Genomic DNA, 24,432 nt, shown 5'->3' with positions numbered 1-24,432 from the left:
TTCAGGCTGCCGGCGGCTGCCAGTCGGGCGGAGCCATTTCAAACGCTGAAAAATCGAAGCCCGGCGCAACCGTGCAGCCGACCAGCGTCCATGCCCCGAGCGACGTTGCCGATTGCCACCAGTTGGCGGGGACGATTGCCTGCGGCCTCTCGCCGGTCAGGATGTTCGAGCCGACCGTGACGGTGGTGCCCGGTTTGCCGTCTTCGGCGATGCTCAGTGCCAGCGGCGCCCCGGCATAGAAATGCCAGATCTCGACCGCATCGCGCACGCGGTGCCAGTGAGAACGCTCGCCGCGCTCCAAAAGATAATAGATAGCGGTCGAGTGGCCGCGTGGACCGCCCGCTGTGTCCTTGAAGGTCTGGATATACCAGCCGCCTTCCGGATGGCGCTCCATTTTCAGTGTTTCAATGATGGCTTGCGCCGACAGCGGCAGTTGAACGTCCATCAGAAATTGTCCTTACGCTTGCGGATTTCGGCAAAGACCTCGGCGTCCGATGCGTTGTCCATCTGAAGATGTGCCCTTATGGCGGCATCATGCGGCCGCAGGAAGGGGTTGGTAGCCTTTTCGAGACCAAGCGTTGTCGGCGCGGTGAAAACGCCCTTGGCGCGCAGGGCGTCGATTTCGGCAGCACGGGCCTTCAGCGCCGCGTTCTCCGGATCCACAGTCACTGCGAAGCGCGCATTGGACAGCGTATATTCGTGACCGAAATAGACGATGGTATCATCAGGGAGTGCCATCAGTTTCTGCAGTGAGGTCCACATCTGCGCCGGCGTACCTTCAAACAGGCGGCCGCAGCCGAGCGCAAACAGCGTGTCGGCGGAAAACAGCAGCTTGTCGTTGGGGAGGTAGAAGCAGATATGCCCGGCCGTATGCCCAGGCGTTTCGAAGACATGCACCGGGTGTCCTGCGAATTCGAAATCACCGCCATCGCCGATCGTCTTGTCGATGCCTGGAATTTTCGATGCTTCGTTTTCGGGGCCGATGATCGTCACATCGTAGCGTGTTTTCAGCGCCAGATTGGCGTCCACATGGTCCGGATGATGGTGGGTCGTCAGGATATGGGTCAGTGTCCAGCCCCGGCGCTTCAACGCCGCCAGAATGGCTGCTTCCTCCGGTGCGTCGATCGAGGCGGTGGCGCCGCTTGCCGGATCGTGGATCAGCACGCCGAAATTATCGGTGCGGCACGGGAAGAGTTCGATATCGAGCTTGGCCATGATGGAATTCCTGAAGAGGACACGTCGTTGTGGCGAATGTAGTGAGCGCCGCCTTGAAGTCCACCCGTTCCAGTCTAACATGAGGGCATGCACGCAGATATCGTCGACCTTCGCCAGTTCTATCATTCCCGCCTCGGCCGCTTTGCCGAGCAATCGATCAGCATGGCGCTGTCGTCTGTCTGGGCCAAGCTGCCCGAAGAGCGGCTGGTCGGGCTTGGTTATGCGGTCCCCTATCTCGATCGCTTTCGCGCCGATACCGAGCGCACGTTTGCCTTCATGCCGGCGGGGCAGGGGGCGGTGAACTGGCCGGTTGCCGAACTATCCTCGACAGCGCTGATCTTCGACGAGGAATTGCCGCTGCCCGATTCGTCGATCGACCGGGTGTTGATGGTCCATTCCCTCGAATTCGCTGAAAACCCGCGTGAGACGATGAAGGAACTCTGGCGTGTTCTGGCGCCGGGTGGCCGTCTGGTGATCGTGGTCCCCAATCGCCGCGGCGTCTGGGCGCGGATGGAGCACACGCCCTTCGGTTCCGGCCGTCCCTATTCACGCGGGCAGTTGACGTCGCTGTTGCGCGAAACCAATTTCACTCCGGGCGCCTCCGCCGATGCCCTGTTCTTTCCGCCCTCGAAGCTGAAACTGATCCTGAAAATGCGCCAGGCCTTCGAGCGCATCGGCCGCTCGCTCTGGCCGGTATTCTCAGGCGTCATCATCGTCGAGGCGCAGAAGCGGCTCTATCAGGGCCTGCCTGTCGCCGCCCGCGCCTCGCGCCGCGTCTTCGTGCCGGTGCTCGCTCCACAAGGCGTGCCGACGACGCGGGAAAAGCCATTGCGGCCAGCGCATCGAATCGATTTGTGACGTCGCGCCACACTCGACAAAAACCCGCTGCACCGGTATTGCCAGAGCGTCATTTTCCCTGTCGCCGAAAGCTGATCCCATGAGCACAGACCTTACGAGCCCAACCCCACGCCCCGGTATCCTCGATATTGCCGCTTACGTGCCGGGCAAGGAGCATGCGCCGGGTGTGGCCAAGGTTTATAAGCTTTCCTCGAACGAGACGCCGTTGGGAGCGAGCCCGAAAGCGATCGAGGCCTTCCAGAAGGCTGCCGCCAAGCTTGAAATCTATCCCGATGGCCAGGCGATTGAACTGCGTGAAGCCATCGCCTCCGTCTATGGCCTGAACACGGCCAACTTGATGTGCGGCAACGGCTCCGACGAGCTGCTCGGCCTGCTCTGCCACGTCTATCTCGCCCCCGGCGACGAAGCCATCATCACCGAGCATGGTTTTCTGGTCTACAAGATCCAGATCATGGGCGCCGGTGCGACGCCGGTCACCGTTGCGGAAAACGATTGCCAGGTCACCGTCGATGCGATCCTTGCTGCGGTAACGCCGAAGACGAAAATGGTCTTCCTCGCCAACCCGGGCAATCCGACCGGCACCTATGTGCCTGTCGATGAAGTCCGCCGCCTGCAGGCCGGTCTGCCGAAGAATGTCATTCTGGTTCTCGATGCCGCCTATGCGGAATATGTCCGCCGCAACGATTATGAAGCGGGCCTTGAACTGGTGTCGTCCAACCAGAACGTGGTGATGACCCGCACGTTTTCGAAGATCCACGGGCTTGCAGCGCTCAGAATCGGCTGGATGTATGCGCCGCTTGCCATTATTGACGCGCTGAACCGTGTGCGCGGCCCGTTCAACATGAACGCACCTGCCATCGCTGCCGGTGCCGCCGCGATCCGCGATCAGGCCTTTGCGGCCACAGCCGTCGAGCACAATTCGCTTTGGCTCGGCAAGCTGACCGATGCCTTCTCTTCGCTCGGTCTGCGCGTCACGCCGTCGGTCACCAACTTCGTGCTGATCCATTTCCCGGATACCGACGGCAAGCGCGCGCCGGAAGCCGACGAGTTCCTGACCAGCCGCGGTTTCATCCTTCGGGCGGTGCGGGGCTATGGCCTTCCCAATGCGCTGCGCATGACCATCGGCTCGGCGGAAGCCAATGAAGGCGTGATTGCCGCGCTCACCGAGTTCATGGGCCGGGCGTGATGGCAAAGCAGTTTGAAACCATCGCGCTGATCGGCATCGGCCTGATCGGCTCGTCGATCGCTCGCGAAATCAAGGACAAGGGCCTTGCAGGTTCCGTCACCGTCTCGACGCGCAGCGACGCGACGTTGAAGCGGGCAGAGGCGCTGAACCTCGGCGACCGCTACACGACGTCGGCTGCCGATGCGGTCAAGAATGCCGATCTGGTCATCGTCTCCGTGCCCGTCGGTGCCTCCGGCGCGGTTGCCGCCGAAATCGCTCCGCATCTGAAGCCCGGTGCGATCGTCACCGATGTCGGCTCGACCAAAGGCTCTGTCATCGCCCAGATGGCGCCGCATATGCCGGAAGGTGTCCATTTCATCCCGGGCCATCCGATTGCCGGCACCGAATATTCCGGTCCGGATGCGGGCTTTATCGGCCTGTTCAAGGGCCGCTGGTGCATCCTGACACCGCTGCCCGATACGGACGAAACGGCCAAAGCGAAGCTGCGAGGCTTCTGGGAAACGCTGGGTTCCATGGTCGATGACATGGATCCGGAGCACCACGACAAGGTTCTGGCGATCGTCTCGCACCTGCCGCATATCATCGCCTACAACATCGTCGGCACGGCCGATGATCTGGAAGCGGTGACCGAATCGGAAGTGATCAAATATTCCGCCTCGGGTTTCCGCGACTTCACCCGTCTTGCGGCGTCAGACCCGACCATGTGGCGCGACGTCTGCCTGCACAACAAGGATGCGATCCTGGAAATGCTGGCTCGGTTTTCCGAGGATCTGGCCTATCTGCAACGGGCGATCCGCTGGGGCGACGGCGACAAGCTGTTCGACCTTTTCACCCGCACCCGCGCCATCCGCCGCTCGATCGTCCAGGCCGGTCAGGATACCGATATGGCCGATTTCGGGCGGCATGCGATGGATCAGAAGTAGGTGGCAGCAAACATTCCGCTTTGCCCCTCACTCTAGCCCTCTCCCCGCAAGCAGGGAGAGAGGACGACGGAGTGAGCCGCATATCCCTTCGCCCCGTTTAGGGGGAGAAGGTGCCCGACAGGGCGGATGAGGGGCGTGTGACGCTGGGAGGCTTGCTTTGGTTTTATCCAGCCAACCTCAAAGCTGCGGCAGTTCCCCAATCGGGAAGAACGCCAGAAACGCGATCCCGTCGCGGACATTCAGCTTCACCGTTGCCTCGTTCTTGCCGTCGGCCAGGGCCGTCAGCATGTTGGCAATATTGTTGACCATCACCGTGCCATCCTCGTCGGTGAAGACCTTGACGAGGTTCTGACGCCAGCCCTCGATATTCTTCATGGTGACGCTGAATTCGCCCGAGATCAGCCCTTGGTCGTTGACGGTGAACGGGCCGGACGCTGATGTCACCATGCCGTTGCCGAGATCGAGCGTCAGGTTGCGCATCTCGCCCTTGCTGCCGCGCAGGGCATCCGGCTTCCACCCGCCACGCTGCATCAGATTGGCGCGATCGGCGAAGGTCATGTCGACGCTGGCGTTAAGGAGGGGCAGCAGGCTTAATCCCTTGTCCAGCTTCAGATCGAATTGATCGACACTGAGGGCCGCGTCGAGATCAGCGCCGTTCTGGCGAAAATGCGCCTCGCCATGTCCGGCATTGAAGATGAATTTGTGCATGTCACCCGGTGCAGCGTCGTCGTCGAAGGACGGTAGCATCGCCGTGCCAGCCAGCTTGTCATAGGTGAGCGATGTGCGGTCGAGGCCGGATAGCGTTGCGTTCGCGCTGGCGTGGAGCAATTCCCAATCGGCAGAGACAGTCATGCCGGGCGAAAAGCGGATTTCGGCCGGACCGTCGAGTTCGATGATGGCATGGCCCGGCCGGTAGACTTGTGCCGCCGAGCGCAGCGCGCCGAAGGAGGCCGATGCTCCGCGTGAAATGTTATCGAGGCGGACGCTGTCGCAGAACACGCCGATACGGAAGGGGAAGCCGCGCACGCTCAAATCGTCGCATTCCGCCGATGAGCCGCTGGCCTTCTTCTCTGTCAGAAAGGCGGCCAGCCGCGTCTCGATCTGGTTGGCCGCGAAAAACCACGCGCCGGCATAGACGATGAGGAACAGCACGACGCCGATCGCCAGCCGTCTGATTTTCCGGCTGCCGGCGGAGGGGGCGGCGATATCTGCTGCGGTCATGGTCTGCTCCGTCGTTCGTCCGCGACGCTGCGGCACGAGAATTTCTGGTCTGCCGCTCTGGCCGTTTACCGCCGCCGTGCTTCAAAAGCGTGGAGGAAATCGATTCCGATTGCCGGGCAGATGCGCTAGGAAAACATCAGAGTGGACTGTCCGCCGCTCCTGGCCGTGGTTTGTGGCGCCGGAATGGCATGGATGTGAATGGCAGTGGATATGGACGATTTTTGGGTGTTTGGCTACGGTTCGCTGATGTGGAACCCCGGCTTTGCCTTCGAGGACAAGATGACAGCCCGGGCGTTCGGTTATCGGCGCTCGCTCTGTGTCCGCTCTTTCGTGCACCGGGGAACCCCGGAACGCCCCGGTCTCGTGCTCGGTCTCGACCATGGCGGTTCCTGCCGCGGCATGGCATTCAAGGTGGCCTTGAAGGACAAGGAAGACGTTATCGGCTACCTGCGCGAGCGTGAACTGGTCACCCATGTTTATCTCGAGCGCACCATGCCGGTCTTGCTTGCAGACGGCCGCCGCGTCGCAGCTCTCACCTACACGATCGACCGCGGTCATGCGCAATATGCCGGCGCGCTGAGCGCCGAGGACGCAGCCGCGACCGTGGCCGTTTCCCATGGGAAATCAGGACCCAATACGGATTATCTGGTCAACACGCTTGCCCACCTGAAGGAAATGGGCATTCGCGATCATTGGTTGGAAGAGGTGGCTGCTCTCATCGAGAGGACGAAGCATTAGGCTTGAGCGCCCAACTCCTTGAGCTCTTTCAGGCGCTGGACGGCCGTCGGCGGCAGCGGGACGTGCGGATTGTTCTTCACCGTCTCCACCAGCAGCGCATCGCTGGCAGTTTCCATCACGTCAACGAGCCTCTTCAGGAACACGTCCGGATCGAGCCCTGCTTCGATCGGCGGCAGGATCTGCACCTTGAAATGGCCGGGATACCGCAGGAACTTGCGGCGCGGCCAGAACAGACCCGGATGCATGACAACGGGCACGACGGGCATTTTCAGGTCGCGGTAGAGCCTCGCAATACCATATTTGTACTCGGGTGGAGCGCCGGGCGGACGGCGGGTACCTTCGGGGTAGATGATCAGCTGACGGCCTGTCGCCATCTCGTCATGGGCGCGTTTCATTACCGCCGCCATCACCTTGCCGCGTGCGCCGCGATCGACCGGGACCATGCGCTGCTTTTGGATGTACCAACCAAAGAGGGGGATCCAGACAAGCTCGCGCTTCAAGATGAAGAAGGGATCGGACAGCCAGGGCAGGAGCGCATAAACGTCCCAGAACGACTGGTGCTTGGGGGCAAAGATGTATCCATCCTTGGGAATGTTCTCCAGGCCTTCGATCTCGAACGTCGTGCCGACGATGACCTTGAACAGCCAGTGATTGCTGCGCGCCCAGTTTTTCGGAACGAACCATGAGGTCTTGCGCGGCGCCAGGAAGTAGAACGGCGTCATCACGACCATCTGGAGGATCAGGTTGATGTAGAACACGATGTTGAACAGGACTGAACGCAGGATGATCATCGGCAGGCTTTCGCAGCAAAAAGGTTGTCCCGCTGCCTACACGAATATTCCGGCAAGGAAAACAGCTGGGTTCGCGAGATCCGGCAGGATGTCTATTGCTTGCTACCGGCGTCTTTCGTTTCGGTGCGCAGTCCGCTTGCCGGATGAGCGCCCAGCGCATCGCGCGCCGACGCGATCGTCAGCTTGAGATATTCCAGCAGGATCGTCTTCAACACCATCGGATTTGCCAGCCAGTTGGTGCTTTTCAGGTCGGAATTGACGACGGGATAGGCGATGAATTCGATGCCCGGATTGGCCCGGCGCAGTTCCAGCAGGCTGCGCGGCATATGGTAGTTGTTGGTGACGACCAGAATACTGCGGTAGCCGTTGTCGCGGATCCAGTTCGCCGTCTCGTTGGCATTGCCGATCGTATCGATCGCATCATGGCCGATATCGACGCAGCACTTGAACAGATCTGCCGAACTCTGGGTGTTGCGGCGAATCTGGCCGCCTGTCGTCGACGGGTGGACGCCCGAGATCAACAGCCTTTTTCCGGCACCAGTCTGCAGCAGCTCGACAGCCTGGTCGATCCGCTGGAAGCCTCCGGTCAGAACAACGATCGCATCGGCCTTCGGGTTGGCTGGCGGTTGCAGCGAGGCGACCGAATCGGCAAAATAGAGAAAGCTGGCTGCGGCAAGACCGGCAATCAGCAGCAGCACATAAAACGTTACGCGCACGATCCTGCGGCGAAGGCTTACATGCCGTCGCACCAGCGCTCCCCTCCGCCGTGTTTCGCCGTTGTCGCTCATTGCTGTTCCGGCTGCTCCGCTAGAATCAGGACCGCTTCCGATTCTTCCATAGAAGCAGATTGCGGCAACGGATGGATGCAGGACAAAGCAATCATGACGATCAGGTCTGATTGCCGTCGATGCGAGCCGGGTCCGACCGGATCAGATCGATCTCGTCGATGGTCCGCATCACCGTGAAGCGGGCCGTGAGCGTCGTGAGCAGCGCGATGACAATCATGATGGCGGCAATGCCAAGATAGCCGGTAAAGCCGATGGAGAAGCTGCCGAACATGGCCGTCGTCTGGTCGCTCTGCGGGGTGGCCAGCGAGCGCGATTGCCAGAAGCCCGCGATCGCAAAACAGGCCGCTGCCAGAAGCCCGCCTGCGCCTGCGCCCTTCAGGCTGATCTTCAAGAAGTGCTTCTGGAACTCGGAAGCGACGAACCCGGCCTCCGCGCCGACGAAATGCAAGACCTCGACGATGTGCCGGTTGCCCGACAGCGTCCCGCGCGTGGCAAAGATCACGGTCAGCACCATCGCGGAAAACACCAGCACCAGGATGCCGGTACCGATCAGGGCCGTTGTATGCGCCATCGCCACCAGCCGGTCGACCCAGGTGCGGTGATCGTCGAGATAGGCTTGCGGAATGGTCTCCGTCAGCATCGTCCGCATCGCCGCAAAGTCCGGCGGGTTCTGCTCGTCGATGGTGATGATCACGAGGCGTGGCACCGGCAGGTCGTCAAGATCGAGCCCGGCTCCCAGCCACGGCTCCAGCAACCGTGCGGTCGCTGCCTTGTCGACGATGGTGCCGTTGGTGGTGCCCTCGAAGGTCAGGGCAAGGTCGCGGGCGTCGGCCAGCGCCTTTTCCATGTCGAGCTTTTCGTCCGGCTTGATCTGAATGGTGATCTCGCGGGAAATCTGGCTTTCCCAGCTTTGCGCCGTCGAGCGCACCATGCTGACGGCACCGAGCGTTAGGCAGGCGAGGAAGGCCATGATGGCGATGACCAGCACCAGCGCATTGCCGGAGACGTTTGCGGGCGGGACGATCGGCGCCGTTGGACGCACACGCAGCGATGCCTTGCGCTCCTGCGGCGCGGTCTGACCGGCGTGATTGCTGGCGGGCGCTTCACTCATAGATATCGAGCCGCCCTTGGGAAAGAATCATCCGCCGCGCTTCGACCTGATCCATCAGCGAAAGATCATGGGTGGCGATGACGACAGCGGTACCGAGCCGATTGAGTTCGAGGAACAGATTGAGCAGGCGGCGCGCCATCGGCGGGTCGACGTTGCCGGTCGGTTCGTCGGCAAGCAGAATTTCCGGCCGGTCGATCAGCGCGCGGGCAATGGCTGCGCGCTGTTTTTCTCCGCCGGAAAGAACTGGCGGCAAAACATTGATGCGCTCGCCAAGTCCGACCCAGCCAAGCAGTTCGAGAACGTCGGAGCGGTAGGACGATTCGTCTTTGCCGCGCACGCGCAACGGTAGAGCGACGTTCTCGTATGTCGTCAGATGATCGAGCAGGCGGAAATCCTGGAAAACGATGCCGACGCGGCGGCGCAGCATTGGCAATTCGTCGCGGGGAATGGTCGAGATGTTGCGGTCGAACATGCGGATCAAGCCGCGTGTCGGCTGCAGCGATAAAAACAGCAGCCGCAGCAGCGTCGTTTTGCCGGCACCCGAAGGGCCGGTCAGGAACTGGAATGATTTCTTGGGAATGTCGAAGGTCAGGTCGCGGAGAATTTCCGGGCCCATTCCATAGCGCAATCCGACATTTTCAAAATGAATCAACGGGTCAGTGTCCAGCTTCTCTTCAATCCAGCATGCCACCTGTTCGCGGCAGGCTGATGGCCCTTGTTGCAGCATATGGCGCGATATTCGCTGTTACAGCGCCAACATGGTTAAACAGTAGTTAATTTAGCGTGAAAACACGCACTCTGGCAGCGCCGTTTTCGAAGCATTAACCATTTAGGTTTACGTCTGAGAAAGGTTTGTTTCAATGCCCGATTCTGGCCTGTCGATGCCCCGGGCATTCTGGCGCGGCCAGCGTGGCTGCGAAGGAGAGACGATGAACGCTTTCCGTTCCAACGGCACCGCAACCCGCATGGATTTTCTGCCGCCTGAGCGGCGGGGGCGGGCCACGCCCGCAAGGGGCATGCCCGATCGCACCAATATCGTCGATGCCGAATTCGAAACCGTGACGGCAAATGGCCGGCGTAACGTCTATCCCGTCTTCAACGACAATCGGATGCGCACTGCAGTCCCGGCGAACCAGAACCCGCATCGTGTAGCATCTGGGTTCGGGCGAGTGGTGAACCATTTCGAGCGCCTGCTCCAGACGGCATCCCCCAAGGCATTTGCCGTCCTCGTCACCTGCCTGTGTGCCCCGGTCTTCGTGCTGTTTGCCAGCCTGCCCCAGTACCAGCCCGATATTGCCCCTGTACAGGCATTGTCGATCAGTGATGTCACCACATCGCTCAATGATGCCAACGGCATGAAGATCCTGTCGGTCTATGGTGCAGTCAAAAATCAATCCGATGCACCGAAGATGGTTCCCCCACTCCTGGTCGATGTGGTTGCCAATGGACATCGGCGGACGGCCACGCGGATTGAGCAAGGCCAGGCTGTTCTGGCCCCCGGCGAGAGCCGCCCGTTCTCGACCCGTCTCCTACACACAGGTGGAAAACTGCCGGGCGTGGCCGTTTCCTTCGGCCAACCGGGTGATTCGGCGCCCTGACTGTGCTAAGCGGCTAGGTTCCGGAGGCATAAAACGCAGTCTCCATTTTTATTTCTGGAGACCATTCCCATGCCCGTCGTTCGTGGAAAGAACATCGATCCGCTTTATACTGCCGAGGTCATTTCGGCGCGAAACGTTGAAATGGCGGAAGAAATTGCCAAGGGACCGCTCAATGACCTCCTGGTCATCGCCGTCCTCAAGGGCTCGTTCATCTTCGCCGCCGATCTCATCCGCGCGATGCACGCCGTCGGCCTTGCGCCGGAAGTCGAGTTCATCACGCTGTCCAGCTATGGCACAGGCACGGTGTCGCAGGGCGTCAAGATCATCAAGGACATCGACAGCGACGTGCATGGCCGCGATGTTCTGCTGATTGATGACATTCTTGAGTCGGGCCGCACGCTGCGCTTCGCCAAGGAACTGATGCTGGAGCGCGGCGCAAAATCGGTGACAATCGCCGTTCTGCTCGACAAAAAGGTCAAGCGCCAGACCGATCTCGAAGCCGATTATGTCGGTTTCGAATGCCCCGACTATTTTGTCGTCGGCTACGGTATGGATGTGGCCTATGCTTTCCGCGAGCTGCCGTTCGTCGGCATTGTCACTGGCGATGCCGAATAATCATCCGCCTGTGGACAGTCCCTGATCTGGCCATCCGCGTTTACGGAAAACAAACAAAACTCTGGTGGTGTTGACCCGCAGCCTGTGCTGCGGGTCAGGGACCGGATGCCGTCATGGCAAACGTCCCGGCAGAGCTGTTGCCGAAACGGAGGCCATGATGGCGAAAATCCTGATTACCGAAGATGAGGACGGCCTGCGCCGTTTCGTTGCCCGCGCCTTGCAGCTGGATGGTCATGAGACCGTCGAGGCTGCCGATGGCGCCGAGGGCCTTGCCTGCCTTCAGGGCGATAGATTCGACCTGCTGCTTTCCGATATCCGTATGCCCGTGATGGACGGTATCGAGCTTGCCCACCAGGCATCAGCCGCCTTTCCGGCATTGAAGATCCTGTTGATGACCGGCTATGCCGAACAGCGCGAGCGGGCCGACAATCTGACCGGCAAGGTTATCGATGTGGTCTCCAAGCCGTTTTCGCTGCCGGATATTCGCAAGGCCGTTGCCGTTGCATTGGCGGCTTGAGCGGCGTCGGCTTTAGACTTTCCGGTCTCACAATTTTTCTTGTTTTCATTATCCCTAAAATTATTAAAGTGAGATGCTTTATTAATGGTTCGTTGCTGAGGGGCGTGATGAAGAAAGCTATGGTTCTTTTTCTATTTCCGTTTTTCTTGGTGGGATGTACGCAGGCAACCGGCCACAAAGGCCCGAAAATATACCAAACGGAACCCCGTCCCGGGAAAATTCAAAGCGGGATCAAGGTTCTGGTTGATGATAACTCGTGTGGCGCGGGTAAAATCAAACAGGTGACCGGCGGAAATATGAGATTGGGCCTGGACCGGAAATACGCCTGTATCAGCAAGCCATTCTGAGAAGCCGGCGAAAATGTCGGTGCTTTAGGCCTGTTCTTGCGCCGCTCTGGCTGTGGAGCGGCACCGCATCTTGATGCGGCGCGTTTGGGAGCTGGCCTTCACCGAATATCCAACAGCCTTTCCAGATATTGCCGCTCCGTCTCCGGCGACGAGTTGGTGCCAAGGCGGCGGCGGATTTCGTCGAGGATTTCGCGGGCGCGCTGCGTATCGATTTCATCAGGCACCTTGACTTGATCGCCAAAGTCCGGCCCAGCGTTCTGCTGGCGGCGGCCCAGTGGGTCACGGCCGTTCTGGCCATATTGCGGCACGCCCTGGCCTTGCCCGGGGCCTTGGCCCTGGCTTTGCATCTGTTGCATCATGTCCTGCGCGCCATCACGCAGCGCCTGCAATGCGCGGCCCTGGCTACCGACAGCCTGTTCGCCCTGGCCCTTGCCGAGAGCGCCGGAAGCGCCCTTCATTTCGCGGCCAGCCTCGCCAAAACCCTTGCCGGGCTTGATGCCCATGCCTTCAAGGCCCTTCTGCAATTCACCAAGCTGCTTGCCCAGCTGGTCCTGCTGCGCCTGCATGTCTTTTAGCGCCTGCTTCAGTTCTTCCGCCGTCATATTGTCGAGCGGGCCGGGCTGCTGGGCATTTTGATCCTGCTGCTGGCCGGGTTCCTGCGGCATCTCCTGGTCGAAGAGTTCATGGTCCTCTCCCTCCAGCGGATCGCCGCGCTGCATGCGGTCGCGCAGGGCCTGATCGTATTTGAACGTCTCGTCCATCAGTTGCTGCTGCTCCTGCATCAGCTGGCCGAGCTTGTCCATCTGCTTGCGCATCTCGCTGTTTTCCTGGCCCTGCTGCTGTTGCTGAGGCCGGCCGGCCTGGAGATTGTTCATCATGCGCTGCATTTCCGACAGCATCTGGCGCGCCTGATCCTTGGCGCCGGATTTGGCGAGGTTTTCGATCTGGTTCATCATCTTTTCCAGATCCTGCTGACGCAGCACGTTGTTCTGGTTGGGGTTGGCCGCCACTTGCGGGTTCTTTGCCGCCTGCTTGGCCAGCGCCTCCATGTAGTCCTTCATGGCGTCGCGCAGTTCCTGCATCAGCTTGGTGATTTCTTCGTCCGATGCGCCTCTTTCCAGCGCCTCGGACAGCTTCTGCTGAGCATCGCGCAGCCGCTTGTCGGCCAGCGCCATGTCGCCACCTTCGATGCCGAGTGCGATATCCCAGAGATAGGCTGCTGCATCGCGCAGCATGTCGTCATTGCGCGAAAGCGCCATGCGGGTTCGGGCCGATTGCAGAAGCAGGAAGTGCGTCAGGTTCGGGATGGTTTCGTCGGGCCGCACCGAGAGGGCGTCGTTAAGTTCAATCGCGCGTGGCAGATCGTTGGCATTGAGCGCAAACACCTGCCGCTCTTCGGCGACCGCTCCGGCCAAAGGTTCGAAGAAGGGACGGGCGGGCAGAATCATGTCCTGTGGCACACTGCGGCCTTCCTGTCCGGCGGCATCCTTGGCAACCAGCGTGACGCGGACGCGCTTTCCAGAAAGCGGGTGTTCGCTCAAGTTGCGGCTGGTCAGCCCCTTGGCCTCGCGGGCGTTGCGCTTGGGCAGATCGAGGCGGTATTCCGGCAGGGGATAAAGCGGCCGCGCATCGGCAGCCTGCTTGTCCAGAGGGACGATTTCGGCCCAGGCATCCTGGATGCCGTAATCGTCCTTGGCTGCAAAACCAATTTCGAGCGCAGCGTTGACCGTAGTGCGCGGAATGCCGTCGAAGGCAATATCCGGAACGCTGTCGGGGATCACCGTGAAGGCCCATTGTTCGCCACCAACAAAGAGCGAACCGTCCTTGGTGATCTTCATCATATGGGTGTCGCTGCCGGGTTTTGCCGGATCGGCAGCAGCAGCTACCACAGGTACTTTGCCGTCCTTGCCGGGTTTGGCCGCCTGTGCGGCGATTACCAGCGGTTGGGCCGCGCCGTCTTCCAGATACGTGACGGGCGTGCCTTCACCGCCGCTGGTGATGCGCACGGTCAATTCGCTGAACTGCGGGATACGCAGCGGCTCTGCGCTGCCGGCAATCTGTTCAGCGCCCTGCCTGTCCGTCAGAAAAACCGGCGCCCTGCCAGTATAGGCAGGCGGCGTCACCCAGGCATCAATGCGCACATCGGGTATCGCGGCGATCTGCTGCGGCGGGCGGAAGGCATCGGAAATCAGACCGGCGCGGTTTGAGTAGGAATAGGCAAAGGCAACGCAGGCAAGCAGCACCGGAACCGCACGCAGGCCATAGCTGTCGGTGCGGGCGATGTCCGGTTTGGGCAGTCCAGCTTGTAGCGAACCGATCATCCGCGCCATGCGGGTCTGATGCTCCTGCCAGAGCGCCTGGCCGAAGGCGCCGCTGGTGGCCGGTTGATCGTCCTGAACTCGGATTGCCTGATGCGGCAGGTGGTTGCGCTCCTCCAGCATCCGGTCGGCCTCGGTATTGCCGGGAATGCGGATGCGCAGCAGCGGGATCAATACGGCGACGAAGGCAGCGGCAAAGGCTATCAGGGCGGTGACATGCAGCCAGCCGGGGGCGGTGCGGAAGAAACCGAACCAGGCGGCGGAGAGAAACAGCAAGACGATGGCAATGAGCGGCAGGGCGCGGGGCGCCATCTGTTCGGCGATAAGGACGATACGCGCAAGCGTCCGCTTGACCGCAAGGCTTCGCATGAAGCCTGCCGCCGCCGTCGAGCTGTCCCGCCGGATTTCCGTCATCCGTTCCCTTTCAACGTTTGAAACGTACCGCGAAGGATAACACTCTTTGTGGCGAAGACGAGGGCGGCAACGCAATCGTGATCGATTTCGGTGGTCCGCCGCGGTGCTATCAACAACGCCGGACCGGGAGCTGCTGAAAGGCCGTCAGTCGAGCCAGTCAGGCACGGAATCCAGCCCGATCAGGTCCTCATAGGTCGTGCGCGGACGAATCACGTGGAAGCGATCGCCGTTGACAAGAACCTCGGGCACCAGCAAACGGCTGTTATAGGTGCCTGCCTGCACCGCACCATAGGCGCCGGCGGTACCTATCGAAATCAGGTCGCCGGGCTTCGGCATGGCCATTTCCCGGTCGAGCGCCAGATAATCGCCGGTCTCGCAGACCGGACCGACAATGTCGGCCTTGATACGCGGCGCGTTGGCGGCGGAAATCCGCACCGGCTGGATTTCGTGATAGGCGTCGTAGAGCGTCGGGCGGATCAGGTCGTTCATGGCACCATCGACGATGACGAAGGTCTTCGAGCCGCCGTCCTTCACGTAGACGACTTCCGTCACCATTATGCCGGCATTGCCGACGATCAGCCGGCCGGGCTCCATGACGATCTTGCAGCCGAGTTCGCGCAGCTGGTCCTTGACGATCGTCGCGTAGGCGTCGGGCAGGGGCGGCGGGTTGTTGTCCAGCTTGTAGGGCACGCCAAGGCCGCCGCCAACGTCGACGTGATCGATGTTGTGGCCGTCGGCGCGCAGGGTATCGACCAGCTCGCGCAACAGTTTGAAAGCGTCGGCGAAAGGTTGCAGCTCGGTGATCTGGCTGCCGATATGCATGTCTATGCCGGTCACCTGAATACCGGGCAGGGTCGCGGCATGGGCATAAACGGCGCGGGCGCGCTCATAGGCGATGCCGAACTTGTTTTCTTTCTTGCCGGTCGAAATCTTGGCATGGGTCTTGGCGTCGACATCCGGGTTGATGCGGAAGGACACATGCGCCTTCTTGCCTTCGCGCACGGCGCGGGCATTGAGCACTTCCAACTCCGGCTCGGATTCGACGTTGAAGCAGTAGATACCGGCGTCGAGCGCCAGGTCCATTTCGGCGGCGGTCTTGCCGACGCCGGAAAACATGATGCGGCTGGCCGGGATGCCGGCTGCCAGCGCCCGGCGCAGTTCGCCGCCGGATACCACGTCGACACCGGCGCCCAGACGGCCGAGCGTCTTCAGTACGGCTTGGTTGGAATTGGCCTTCATGGCGTAACAGACCATGGCGTCAATATCGGAAAATGCCTTGGAGAAGACCGAGTAGTGCCGTTCCAGCGTTGCGGTAGAATAGCAGTAGAACGGGGTTCCCACCGCCTTGGCGATGTCGATGACGGAGACGTCTTCAGCAAACAGAATGCCGTCACGATATTCGAAATGGTTCACGAGTGTGCTCTGTTACAGGAGGGGATCAAGGAAGAAGGGCTTGCCGCGCGCTTCGTCCTGTTTTTCAACGCTGCCGGGTACCGCCTTGGTGTTGATCGGAGCGGAGGAGCCCGGACGATCGAGGTCGCCCTTGCGCCCGCAGCCGGACAGCGTCAGGCCGGCAATGGCAAGGACTGCAAGCAGAATGGTGGTGTTTCGTGACAGCATCGATGGTTCCCGGTCCGGGCAATCAGCCCTTCTTCGCAAATTCGCCAAAACTCATAACGGCTTTTCGGGGCATTGTGCACCCTGAATCGTATTCTCAGTTGCGGGTCCGCCACCAGGCAATCTGCTTCCTGACTTCGCTCGGCGCTGTGCCGCCAAATGATGTGCGGCTGGCAACCGAAGCCTCGACCGTCAGCACGCCGAACACCTTGTCGGTGATATCCGGATGGATCGTCTGCAGGTCTTCGAGAGAAAGTTCAGCCAGTTCGCAGGCCTTCTGTTCGGCCAGCGCCACGGCGCGGCCAGTGACGTGGTGGGCGTCGCGGAAGGGAAGCCCCGCTTCGCGCACCAGCCAGTCAGCAAGATCGGTAGCGGTGGAATAGCCGGAGCCTGCAGCGGCCTTCATCCGGTCAGCACGAATGGTCATGTCGCGGACCATGCCGGTCATCGCTGCAATTGCCAGTTCCAGGCTCTCGGCGCTGTCGAAGACCTGTTCCTTGTCTTCCTGCATGTCCTTGGAATAGGCGAGCGGCAGGCCCTTCATCACGGTCAGAAGCGCGATCAGCGAGCCGTTGATGCGGCCGGTCTTGGCGCGTACCAGTTCGGCAGCGTCCGGGTTCTTCTTCTGCGGCATGATCGAGGAGCCGGTCGAAAACGCATCCGACAGGCGCACGAAGCCGAATTGCGGTGTCGACCAGATGACGATTTCTTCGGCCAGCCGCGACAGATGCACGGCGCAGATCGAGGCGATTGACAGGAATTCCAGCGCGAAATCGCGATCCGAAACGGTGTCGATCGAATTGCGGGTCGGCTCGCGGAAACCAAGCGCCTTGGCGGTCATGTGGCGGTCGATCGGAAAGCCGGTGCCGGCGAGTGCTGCAGCACCGATCGGGCTTTCGTCCATATGCTCGATGGCGTGGCGCACGCGCTGGCGGTCGCGGCCGAACATTTCGACATAGGCCATGCAGTGATGGCCGAAGGTCACCGGCTGGGCCGTCTGCAAATGGGTAAAGCCTGGCATCACCGTCTCGGCGTGCTCTTCGGCGCGGTCGAGGAAGGCCGCGATCAGGCTCGTCAGCATTCCCTCGCATTTTTGCAACTCTTCCTTTACCCACAGGCGGAAGTCGAGCGCCACCTGGTCGTTGCGCGAGCGCGCTGTGTGCAGGCGTCCGGCGGCCGGGCCGATCAGGGTTGCAAGCCGTGCTTCCACGTTCATATGGATGTCTTCGAGCCGGCGGGAGAATTCGAACTGGCCGCTTTCGATCTCTGACAGGATCGTGCTCAGGCCGTGAACGATCTTGTCTTTATCATCGGCCGAAATGATGCCTTGATGCGCCAGCATGGTCGCATGCGCCATTGAGCCGCGGATGTCTTGGGCGAAAAGCTTCTTGTCGAAGCCGATCGAGGCATTTATCTCCTCCATGATCGCCGCCGGTCCTTGAGCAAAGCGACCGCCCCACATCTGGTTGGAGCTTTTGGTTTCAGAAGTGCCGTCAGCCATGAAGATGCCCGCCCTGGAGAATGACCCGTTTTGGAAAATGAAGTAAACGACAAGAAGAAACGCTTTCCTCCTGCCAGACTGGTAATGATCGCTGCCCTTGGAGGCGTGATCGCCGGTGCGGCAGCGGTATACGTCAGGGAAAGCGGGTCTGGCAATGGTGTGGCGGTGGAAACCGCAGACGCCAAGATCTGCGAAGCGGCAAAAGGCAAGGTTGCGGCCATCACACCGTTCCTCAAGGGCCAGGTCGCCGCGATGGCGCCGGTCAGCGAGCCGCGCTCCATGTCCAGCCTCAGTTTCAACGGCAAGGATGGCAAGGATCTGACGCTTGCCGATTTTGGCGGCAAGACCGTGCTGCTCAATCTCTGGGCGACATGGTGCGGCCCTTGCCGCGAAGAGATGCCGGCCCTCAATGCGCTGCAAAAGGCTGCGGGGAGCGACAAGTTCGAGGTGGTTGCCGTCAATATCGATATCGGTGACGATGAGAAGCCGACGGCATTTCTCAACGAAACCGGCGTGCATGACCTCGGCTATTACCGTGATGCATCGATGGGCGTTTTCAATTCGCTGAAGAAGGAAGGCCTGGCCTTTGGCCTGCCTGTCACGCTGCTGATGGACGACAAGGGTTGCCTGATCTCGTCGATGAACGGGCCGGCCGCATGGGATAGCGACGATGCCAGGGCGCTGATCAAGGCCGCCGCCGGCGGGGTTTAGGCCTTTCAAGCACCCTGACGGATGCCAGCGGTCTGGAACCGCTGCCGGTATTGCGCCGGGCTGAGGCTGGTGATCCGCTTGAACAGGCGGCGGAAGAACGTCGGGTCTTCGTAGCCGACCTCGGCGGCAATGCCGTCGATGCTGTCACGGGTGGTTTCCAGCATCTGCTTGGCTTCCTCGATGCGGATCGCCTGCACATAGTCGACCGGCGTATAGCCGGTCGCATTGGTGAACCGCCGCTTGAAGGTGCGTTCGGCAAGACCCGATTGCGCGACCATCCTCGTCACCGGGTTTGGCTCCGGATAATGATCGGCAATCCAGGTCTGGCTTTCAGCGATCACGGCATCGTCATGCTGGCGCGGACGCGTCATCGCGGCAAAGGGTAGTTGTCCGCCACTGCGATCGCCGATCAGAAAGATCTTTGCGGCACGCATGGCCTCTGCGGATCCGCAATAGCGGCCAATCAAGTACAACGACAGGTCCTGCCAGGAGGATGCGCCACCGGCGGTGAGTAGCCGGCCCTCATGGCCGCTGTCGCAAAGAATACGGTCGGGCCGGAAGCGAACGCGCGTATAGCGGTCGCGAAACAGTTCTGCCGCACTCCAGTGCGAAGCGGCGTCGCATCCGTCGAGAAGGCCAGCCTCGGCCAGCAGAACGGACCCGCTGCAGGTCGAGCACACCAGCGCACCTCTCGCAAGGGCTGCGCGCGCCCAGGCAATTTCCTCCGCCCATCGGCCCTCAGGGCTACCTCGCAGCGGCAACTCGATATCGCAGACGATTACCACATCGGCGTCATTGTCGTCGCTGATTGATGCCTGCGGTGTGATGGGAACGCCGATGACGGATTGGAAAGGCTCTGCAGTCTTTGCAACGATGCGGGGGACGATGCCGCGGACCTTCTCCGTCTCGCCGGTCAATTGCGGCCAGATTTTTCCAACCGAACCAAGCACTTCATAGAGCCCGTAGACGGCCATCGGCGCGGTTTCCGGCAAAACCAGAATACTGATGCGCAGCGGCGGGGGCGTGAACTGTTTTGGAAACATGATGGCAATTTGGCACGTATGCCCCGGTTTTGTCCATCCTGCCACTAAAGGGCGCCACTGTAAGCAGCTAGGGTTCCCGCATATTCAACACCGCACAGAGAGCAAGCCCATGACAATTCAGCATATCGATCACGCAACCATCGTTTTTGAACGCACTCTTGCCGCGGCACCGGCAGAGGTCTTTGCTGCCTGGTCAAGCCGCGAGGCACTTCTTGACTGGAGCGCACCGGGGGACGGGTGGGAGATGGCCTATCAGGTCTTCGAATTTCGCGCTGGTCATACCGATGTCCTGACCTTCGGCCCGTCTGGCGCGAAGCCGTATGTCAACACGGTCCACTATCATGCCATTCGCACCGATCAATTCGTCCTCTCTTCGAGCACCGTGTCGCATGAGAACGGCATGCTTTTCGCCGGTACGGTCTTGCTGGAACTGGCCCCGGCGGCCAACGGTACGGATCTGAGGCTGACCGAGAGCGGTTTCTATTTCGATGGGGATAGCCCGGAAGGGCACAAGGAAGGTTGGGGCGCGATGCTCGAAGGCTTGGTCGCCTATCTTGGCCGCACTGCTGCAGCCTGAATCCCGCGTCGTTCAACATGGAAGGATTTTTGAGATGAAGTACTATTTCTCTCCGGGCACCAGCGCATTGGCAGGCCACATCGCCCTTCTTGAAGCCGGGTTTGAGCCGGTGCTGGTCAAGGTCGACATCATGACGCGGACGCTGGAGCGTCCGGGAGACTATCTCGCCGTCAATCCGAAGGGCTATGTGCCGCTGCTTGAAATCGAAGACGGCGTGCCGCTGACGGAAACCGTGGCGATCCTCGATTGGATCGATCAGCACACTACTGGCCACGAAGGAGCAGGAGGAATGGAGCGGCACCGGCTGATCGAGACGTTGGCGTTTCTGTCGACCGAAGTGCAGAGGCCGTTTGCCTTCTCCTTCTTCCTGCCGGGCGACGAAGCGGTCGCGATGCTGCGTGGCATGGTCGAGGAGCGCTTCATCCTGATTGCCGGACAGATCGCCGGGCGTTATCTGCTGGGAGACCGGTTCAGCGTGGCCGATGCCTTGCTCTATGTCACCTTGCGCTGGGCGCGGATGGTCGAGATGCCGGTTCCTGAAAGACTGCTTGTCTATGTCGCCGATGTGGAGGCCCGGCCTGCAGTTCAGCGCGCATTGCGGGCGGAGGGGTTGCTATAGACTTGCTCTCGCCAGAGCTCGCTCAGGCGCTCATGAGGAAAGTGACGCGGCTCTTTTTTCTTGGCCCGGGCGCAGCCATGTCCTTCGCCGCCATCGCGAGGATCGCTGCGGCCGGGACCGGGCGGGAATAGACAAATCCCTGTCCCTCCCGGATGCCCAGCTGCAGAAGCGCAGTGATCTGTTCTTCCGTCTCGATACCCTCGGCAACGACAATCATGCCGAATTTCGTTGCGAGCCCGGCCAGCATCTCCACCAGTTCCGACGATTTCCGATCGAGCGTGACCCCGTCGATGAAGAATTTGTCGATCTTCAGGTAGTTGGCACCGAGCGCATAGATTGCCGAAAGCCCGTTATGACCCGTGCCCGCATCATCGATGGCAACGCGCAGGCCCGCATCGTTCAGTTTGCCGGTGACGACCGCTGCCCGTTTCTTGTCGGCAATGGCCTGCCGTTCGGTTACCTCGACCACAAGCGCACGGTGGGGAAGGTTGAAGCGGGTGGTGTTGGCGACCAGGTTCGTGACGAAATCATCAGCCAGATACTGGTCAGGCGTGACGTTGAAGGTCAGCTTGAGTTGTGTTTGTACTTCGAGAAGCCCGCCAAGCTGCTCTCCCGCTTGTCTGAGCAGTTCCATGGTCAATCGCTCGATCCGGCCGCTGCTTTCGGCAAGCGGAATGAAGGCCAGTGGCGGGATCATCGTGCCGTCCGGCTTGATCCAGCGCGCCAGCATTTCGAAGCCAAGAAGCTCCCTGTCCTCAAGACCGAAAATCGGTTGGAAATAGGGTTGGATCTGACCGCTCGACAAGGCCCGGTCGAGGTTGTCGAGGATGGATGTGTTGCGCATCATGCCGCGGGCGGCAAGAAACCCGAAACCCAGGCCGAAGGCCGCTGCAGCGGCGATCATCTGTGGTGATAGCGTCTGGTTCCAATGGCCCAGCGCGGCGGCATCGATCTTCATGCTCAAGGAGATGGGATACTTGGTGGACGTCTCAGTGAAGGTGACGAGACCGGCACTCTCGGTGGACCACTTGCGCTCGGGGCGATAGGTGGCAAAGGAGGAGCCATCTTCAAGGGTCAACTGCATCAGCGCGCTTTCACGCAGTTCCTGTGGCAGGATACCAAAGAGCAAGCCGCCTGTTGCGAGAACCTCGACGATATTTTCGTGCTCGCCATACTGCCAGCGAACGCCGAGACCTGCCCACCCCGGAAAACCAAGCGAAAAGAGCGAGTAGCCGGGACTGTTGGTCCGGTTGGGCTTTGCGTTCGTGATCGACTGTTCGAGCGCCTCGTCCCTTTCATCATGGCTCCAGCAGATGCCATCCTTCGTTTCCAGCCGGATGTTCTTCATGATGCTGGAGCCGTAGAGCGCCTTGGTCATCGCCGCCGGATCGACGGTTGCGCAGGATGTACTGCGGTTGACGATGACGTCACTCATTTTCATGGTGGCGGAATCGATTGCCAGTTCTGTGCGCACCACCGTGTCGGTGGCGATCTGGCGCAGTTGCTTCTCGTTCCACGAGGTGATGAAAGCCGAATGAACGTAATACAGAACGCCGACAAACAGGCCGGCAAAACACAGCATGAAGGCTGCGAAGCGAAGTTTCTGCTGAACTGTCATGGCCCGGCCTTTTTGTGAGGTCTGGACCGTGACGGAAACAGGTTAAGATCGCTTGAATGTTCTACTGCTGATTTAGTGGCGATCGCAGGTTAGCGTGTCGGGACAGGAACTTCGCCACGGTAGTCGTAGAAACCACGGCCGGATTTGCGGCCAAGCCAGCCGGCCTCGACATATTTGACCAGCAGCGGGCAGGGGCGGTACTTGGAATCCGCCAGGCCATCATGCAGCACCTGCATGATCGACAGACAGGTGTCGAGACCGATGAAATCGGCTAGCTGCAACGGTCCCATCGGGTGATTGGCGCCGAGCCTCATCGCCGTGTCGATGGCATCGACGCTGCCGACGCCTTCATAGAGCGTGTAGATTGCCTCGTTGATCATCGGCAAGAGGATGCGGTTGACGATGAAGGCCGGAAAGTCTTCGGCAACGGTGATCGTCTTGTCGAGCGTTGCGACGAATTCCTTGGCGGTGGCAAAGGTGCCTTCCTCGGTGGCAATGCCGCGGACCAGTTCGACCAGCTTCATCACCGGAACCGGGTTCATGAAGTGGATGCCCATGAAGCGTTCCGGCCGGTCGGTCGCGGACGCGAGCCGCGTAATCGACAGGGAAGAGGTATTGGTGGCAAGGATGGCGTCGGCTTTCAGCACCGGACAGACCTGGCCGTAGATCTTGCGCTTGACGCTTTCGTCCTCGGTTGCAGCTTCGATCACCAGATCCATCGGCGACAGATCGTTAAGGTCGGCCGAGCCCTTGATCCGCGACAGCGCCTTCTTGCGCTCCTCGTCTGTCAGCTTGCCGGAGGAAACCTGACGCGCCATGTTACCGTTGATGGTCGCAAGACCGGCTTCAACGCGGTCGGCCGAAATGTCGTAGATATGCACCTTGTAGCCGGCCGAAGCCGATACCTGGGCAATGCCGCAGCCCATTTGTCCAGCGCCAACAATTCCGACATTCTTGATCATCGAGCCGATTTTCCATCATCCATACGAAAGGGCGATTGCGCTTCCGTTCGTGCAAAAAGCAAAGCGCCCGTTGGGGCGAGGTATTTAGATGCCAGTGATAAAGGCATCGCGCCCAATTTTCCAGCCTTTATTCGAGGTGGAGGTCATTGTGAGTTAAGGAAACGCATTGCTTCTAAAACGAAAAACGGCCGTGCAGAGTTGCGCGGCCGTTGGTTGTATTCTCGAAACGCTTAGAGCGCTTTTTCAAGCTCCGGCAGGATGGTGAAGAGATCACCGACGAGGCCATAGTCTGCAACCTGGAAGATCGGGGCTTCCTCGTCCTTGTTGATGGCGACGATGACTTTGGAGTCCTTCATGCCGGCCAGATGCTGGATGGCGCCGGAGATGCCTGCAACCTGGAAGATCGGGGCTTCCTCGTCCTTGTTGATGGCGACGATGACTTTGGAGTCCTTCATGCCGGCCAGATGCTGGATGGCGCCGGAGATGCCGACCGCGATATAGAGCTGCGGGGCAACGACCTTGCCGGTCTGGCCGACCTGCCAGTCGTTCGGCGCGTAACCGGCGTCAACGGCAGCGCGCGAGGCGCCGACGGCGGCACCGAGCTTGTCGGCGACAGGCAGGATGACCTCCTGGAACTTTTCCGAGGAGCCGAGTGCGCGGCCGCCGGAAATGATGATCTTGGCCGANACGGCGGCACCGAGCTTGTCGGCGACAGGCAGGATGACCTCCTGGAACTTTTCCGAGGAGCCGAGTGCGCGGCCGCCGGAAATGATGATCTTGGCCGAYGTCAGTTCCGGACGGTCCGACGAGGACAGGGCGTCCTTGACGAAGGTCGACAGGCCCGGATTGGCGGCGGCCGAGATGGTCTCGACCGATGCCGAGCCGCCTTCGGCTGCCGAGGCAAACGAGGCCGTGCGCACTGTGATSACCTTCTTGGCTTCACCGGACTGMACCGTCTGGATGGCGTTGCCGGCATAGATCGGCCGCTTGAACGTATCGGCCGAAACCACTTCGGTGATTTCCGAGATCTGGGCAATGTCGAGCAGGGCTGCAACGCGCGGCAGAACGTTCTTGCCGGTCGAGGTGGCGGCCGAGATGATGGTGTCGTAGGAACCGGCCAGCGACACGATCAGGGCTGCCAGCG

25 protein-coding genes and 2 pseudogenes are annotated in these 24,432 nt (G+C 60.6%); 11 read left to right on the top strand and 16 right to left on the bottom strand.

The features are described from left to right. Position 1: 1 nt before the first annotated feature. Both ASC96_RS28375 and gloB read right to left on the bottom strand, forming a co-directional pair. Positions 2–445, bottom strand: a complete 444-nt coding sequence (locus ASC96_RS28375) for a cupin domain-containing protein (protein ID WP_060506416.1) — start codon at positions 443–445, stop codon at positions 2–4. After that, a complete protein-coding gene (gene gloB, locus ASC96_RS28370) occupies positions 445–1,215 on the bottom strand; it encodes a hydroxyacylglutathione hydrolase (protein WP_060506415.1) in 771 nt (256 codons plus the stop codon). The genes ASC96_RS28375 and gloB overlap by 1 nt, the downstream gene beginning before the upstream one ends. Positions 1,216–1,302: 87 nt before the next feature. Here gloB and ASC96_RS28365 point away from each other — a divergent pair, with 87 nt between their 5' ends. The 3 genes from ASC96_RS28365 to ASC96_RS28355 all read left to right on the top strand — a co-directional run bounded on the left by ASC96_RS28365 (position 1,303) and on the right by ASC96_RS28355 (position 4,182). Next, positions 1,303–2,073, top strand: a complete 771-nt coding sequence (locus ASC96_RS28365) for a class I SAM-dependent methyltransferase (protein ID WP_060506414.1) — start codon at positions 1,303–1,305, stop codon at positions 2,071–2,073. A 79-nt stretch (positions 2,074–2,152) separates the two neighbouring features. Then, on the top strand, positions 2,153–3,259 hold the full coding sequence (hisC, locus tag ASC96_RS28360; RefSeq protein ID WP_060506413.1) for a histidinol-phosphate transaminase: 1,107 nt from the start codon (positions 2,153–2,155) through the stop codon (positions 3,257–3,259). Next, positions 3,259–4,182, top strand: a complete 924-nt coding sequence (locus ASC96_RS28355) for a prephenate/arogenate dehydrogenase family protein (protein ID WP_060506412.1) — start codon at positions 3,259–3,261, stop codon at positions 4,180–4,182. Before hisC ends, ASC96_RS28355 begins: the two co-directional genes overlap by 1 nt. Positions 4,183–4,359: 177 nt before the next feature. Here the strand turns inward: ASC96_RS28355 and ASC96_RS28350 are convergent, their stop codons facing one another. After that, entirely contained in the window at positions 4,360–5,403 is a 1,044-nt protein-coding gene (locus tag ASC96_RS28350) for a DUF2125 domain-containing protein (protein WP_060506411.1), read from the bottom strand. Between the two features lie 198 nt (positions 5,404–5,601). Between ASC96_RS28350 and ASC96_RS28345 the strand changes: the two genes are divergently transcribed. Continuing rightward, positions 5,602–6,141, top strand: coding sequence for a gamma-glutamylcyclotransferase (locus tag ASC96_RS28345; protein ID WP_060506410.1), 540 nt, complete (start codon positions 5,602–5,604; stop codon positions 6,139–6,141). Here ASC96_RS28345 and ASC96_RS28340 read toward each other — a convergent pair. The 4 genes from ASC96_RS28340 to ftsE form a co-directional block, all read right to left on the bottom strand. Next, entirely contained in the window at positions 6,138–6,932 is a 795-nt protein-coding gene (locus ASC96_RS28340; protein ID WP_060506409.1) for a 1-acyl-sn-glycerol-3-phosphate acyltransferase, read from the bottom strand. The genes ASC96_RS28345 and ASC96_RS28340 overlap by 4 nt on opposite strands. Before the next feature lie 92 nt (positions 6,933–7,024). Then, positions 7,025–7,720: a YdcF family protein gene (locus ASC96_RS28335; protein WP_060506408.1), complete on the bottom strand. Its 696-nt coding sequence runs from the start codon at positions 7,718–7,720 to the stop codon at positions 7,025–7,027. A 100-nt stretch (positions 7,721–7,820) separates the two neighbouring features. Further along, positions 7,821–8,831: an ABC transporter permease gene (locus ASC96_RS28330; protein WP_060506407.1), complete on the bottom strand. Its 1,011-nt coding sequence runs from the start codon at positions 8,829–8,831 to the stop codon at positions 7,821–7,823. Then, entirely contained in the window at positions 8,824–9,483 is a 660-nt protein-coding gene (gene ftsE, locus ASC96_RS28325) for a cell division ATP-binding protein FtsE (protein ID WP_060506591.1), read from the bottom strand. The genes ASC96_RS28330 and ftsE overlap by 8 nt, the downstream gene beginning before the upstream one ends. Before the next feature lie 277 nt (positions 9,484–9,760). Here ftsE and ASC96_RS28320 point away from each other — a divergent pair, with 277 nt between their 5' ends. The 4 genes from ASC96_RS28320 (at position 9,761) to ASC96_RS28305 (ending at position 11,908) form a co-directional block, all read left to right on the top strand. Further along, positions 9,761–10,429, top strand: coding sequence for a hypothetical protein (locus tag ASC96_RS28320; RefSeq protein ID WP_156393905.1), 669 nt, complete (start codon positions 9,761–9,763; stop codon positions 10,427–10,429). A 69-nt stretch (positions 10,430–10,498) separates the two neighbouring features. Further along, entirely contained in the window at positions 10,499–11,044 is a 546-nt protein-coding gene (gene hpt, locus ASC96_RS28315) for a hypoxanthine phosphoribosyltransferase (protein WP_060506405.1), read from the top strand. Between the two features lie 157 nt (positions 11,045–11,201). Further along, entirely contained in the window at positions 11,202–11,561 is a 360-nt protein-coding gene (locus tag ASC96_RS28310; RefSeq protein ID WP_060506404.1) for a response regulator, read from the top strand. Next, complete coding sequence (locus ASC96_RS28305) at positions 11,558–11,908, top strand: DUF6719 family protein (protein WP_060506403.1); 351 nt, start codon at positions 11,558–11,560, stop codon at positions 11,906–11,908. Before ASC96_RS28310 ends, ASC96_RS28305 begins: the two co-directional genes overlap by 4 nt. A gap of 98 nt (positions 11,909–12,006) precedes the next feature. Here ASC96_RS28305 and ASC96_RS28300 read toward each other — a convergent pair whose 3' ends face one another. The 4 genes from ASC96_RS28300 to argH form a co-directional block, all read right to left on the bottom strand. Beyond that, positions 12,007–14,640, bottom strand: coding sequence for a TIGR02302 family protein (locus ASC96_RS28300; RefSeq protein WP_060506402.1), 2,634 nt, complete (start codon positions 14,638–14,640; stop codon positions 12,007–12,009). Between the two features lie 144 nt (positions 14,641–14,784). Further along, on the bottom strand, positions 14,785–16,053 hold the full coding sequence (lysA, locus tag ASC96_RS28295) for a diaminopimelate decarboxylase (protein WP_060506401.1): 1,269 nt from the start codon (positions 16,051–16,053) through the stop codon (positions 14,785–14,787). Between the two features lie 12 nt (positions 16,054–16,065). Next, positions 16,066–16,260 carry a lipoprotein gene (locus ASC96_RS28290; protein WP_060506400.1) on the bottom strand — a complete coding sequence of 65 codons (195 nt, stop codon included), beginning with the start codon at positions 16,258–16,260 and terminating at the stop codon, positions 16,066–16,068. A 94-nt stretch (positions 16,261–16,354) separates the two neighbouring features. Further along, entirely contained in the window at positions 16,355–17,758 is a 1,404-nt protein-coding gene (gene argH / locus ASC96_RS28285) for an argininosuccinate lyase (protein ID WP_060506399.1), read from the bottom strand. A gap of 84 nt (positions 17,759–17,842) precedes the next feature. On the opposite strand from argH, the gene ASC96_RS28280 reads away from it, so the two are divergent. Beyond that, complete coding sequence (locus ASC96_RS28280; protein ID WP_060506590.1) at positions 17,843–18,469, top strand: TlpA disulfide reductase family protein; 627 nt, start codon at positions 17,843–17,845, stop codon at positions 18,467–18,469. 5 nt (positions 18,470–18,474) lie between these two features. Here ASC96_RS28280 and ASC96_RS28275 read toward each other — a convergent pair whose 3' ends face one another. After that, the gene (locus tag ASC96_RS28275) at positions 18,475–19,512 is read right to left on the bottom strand and encodes a helix-turn-helix domain-containing protein (RefSeq protein ID WP_244482362.1); all 1,038 of its coding nucleotides are present in this window, start codon (positions 19,510–19,512) and stop codon (positions 18,475–18,477) included. 109 nt (positions 19,513–19,621) lie between these two features. Between ASC96_RS28275 and ASC96_RS28270 the strand changes: the two genes are divergently transcribed. Together ASC96_RS28270 and ASC96_RS28265 are read left to right on the top strand one after the other, a co-directional pair. After that, positions 19,622–20,089: an SRPBCC domain-containing protein gene (locus ASC96_RS28270; protein ID WP_060506398.1), complete on the top strand. Its 468-nt coding sequence runs from the start codon at positions 19,622–19,624 to the stop codon at positions 20,087–20,089. A gap of 34 nt (positions 20,090–20,123) precedes the next feature. Then, entirely contained in the window at positions 20,124–20,708 is a 585-nt protein-coding gene (locus tag ASC96_RS28265) for a glutathione S-transferase N-terminal domain-containing protein (RefSeq protein WP_060506397.1), read from the top strand. Between the two features lie 22 nt (positions 20,709–20,730). On the opposite strand, the gene ASC96_RS28260 is transcribed toward ASC96_RS28265, so the two are convergent. The 4 genes and pseudogenes from ASC96_RS28260 to ASC96_RS34190 form a co-directional block, all read right to left on the bottom strand. Next, positions 20,731–22,326, bottom strand: coding sequence for an EAL domain-containing protein (locus ASC96_RS28260; RefSeq protein WP_060506396.1), 1,596 nt, complete (start codon positions 22,324–22,326; stop codon positions 20,731–20,733). A gap of 89 nt (positions 22,327–22,415) precedes the next feature. Then, complete coding sequence (locus tag ASC96_RS28255) at positions 22,416–23,288, bottom strand: 3-hydroxybutyryl-CoA dehydrogenase (RefSeq protein ID WP_060506395.1); 873 nt, start codon at positions 23,286–23,288, stop codon at positions 22,416–22,418. A gap of 230 nt (positions 23,289–23,518) precedes the next feature. Next, positions 23,519–23,974, bottom strand: a pseudogene (locus ASC96_RS34195) (FAD-binding protein); the annotation flags it as partial. Positions 23,975–24,073: 99 nt separating this feature from the next. Continuing rightward, positions 24,074–24,432 (bottom strand): annotated as a pseudogene (locus ASC96_RS34190) (electron transfer flavoprotein subunit alpha/FixB family protein); the annotation flags it as partial.

Origin of the sequence: Rhizobium sp. Root1204 (assembly GCF_001424965.1) — a bacterium.
Lineage (GTDB): Bacteria > Pseudomonadota > Alphaproteobacteria > Rhizobiales > Rhizobiaceae > Pararhizobium.
This window is presented reverse-complemented; position numbering and strand designations above follow the sequence as displayed.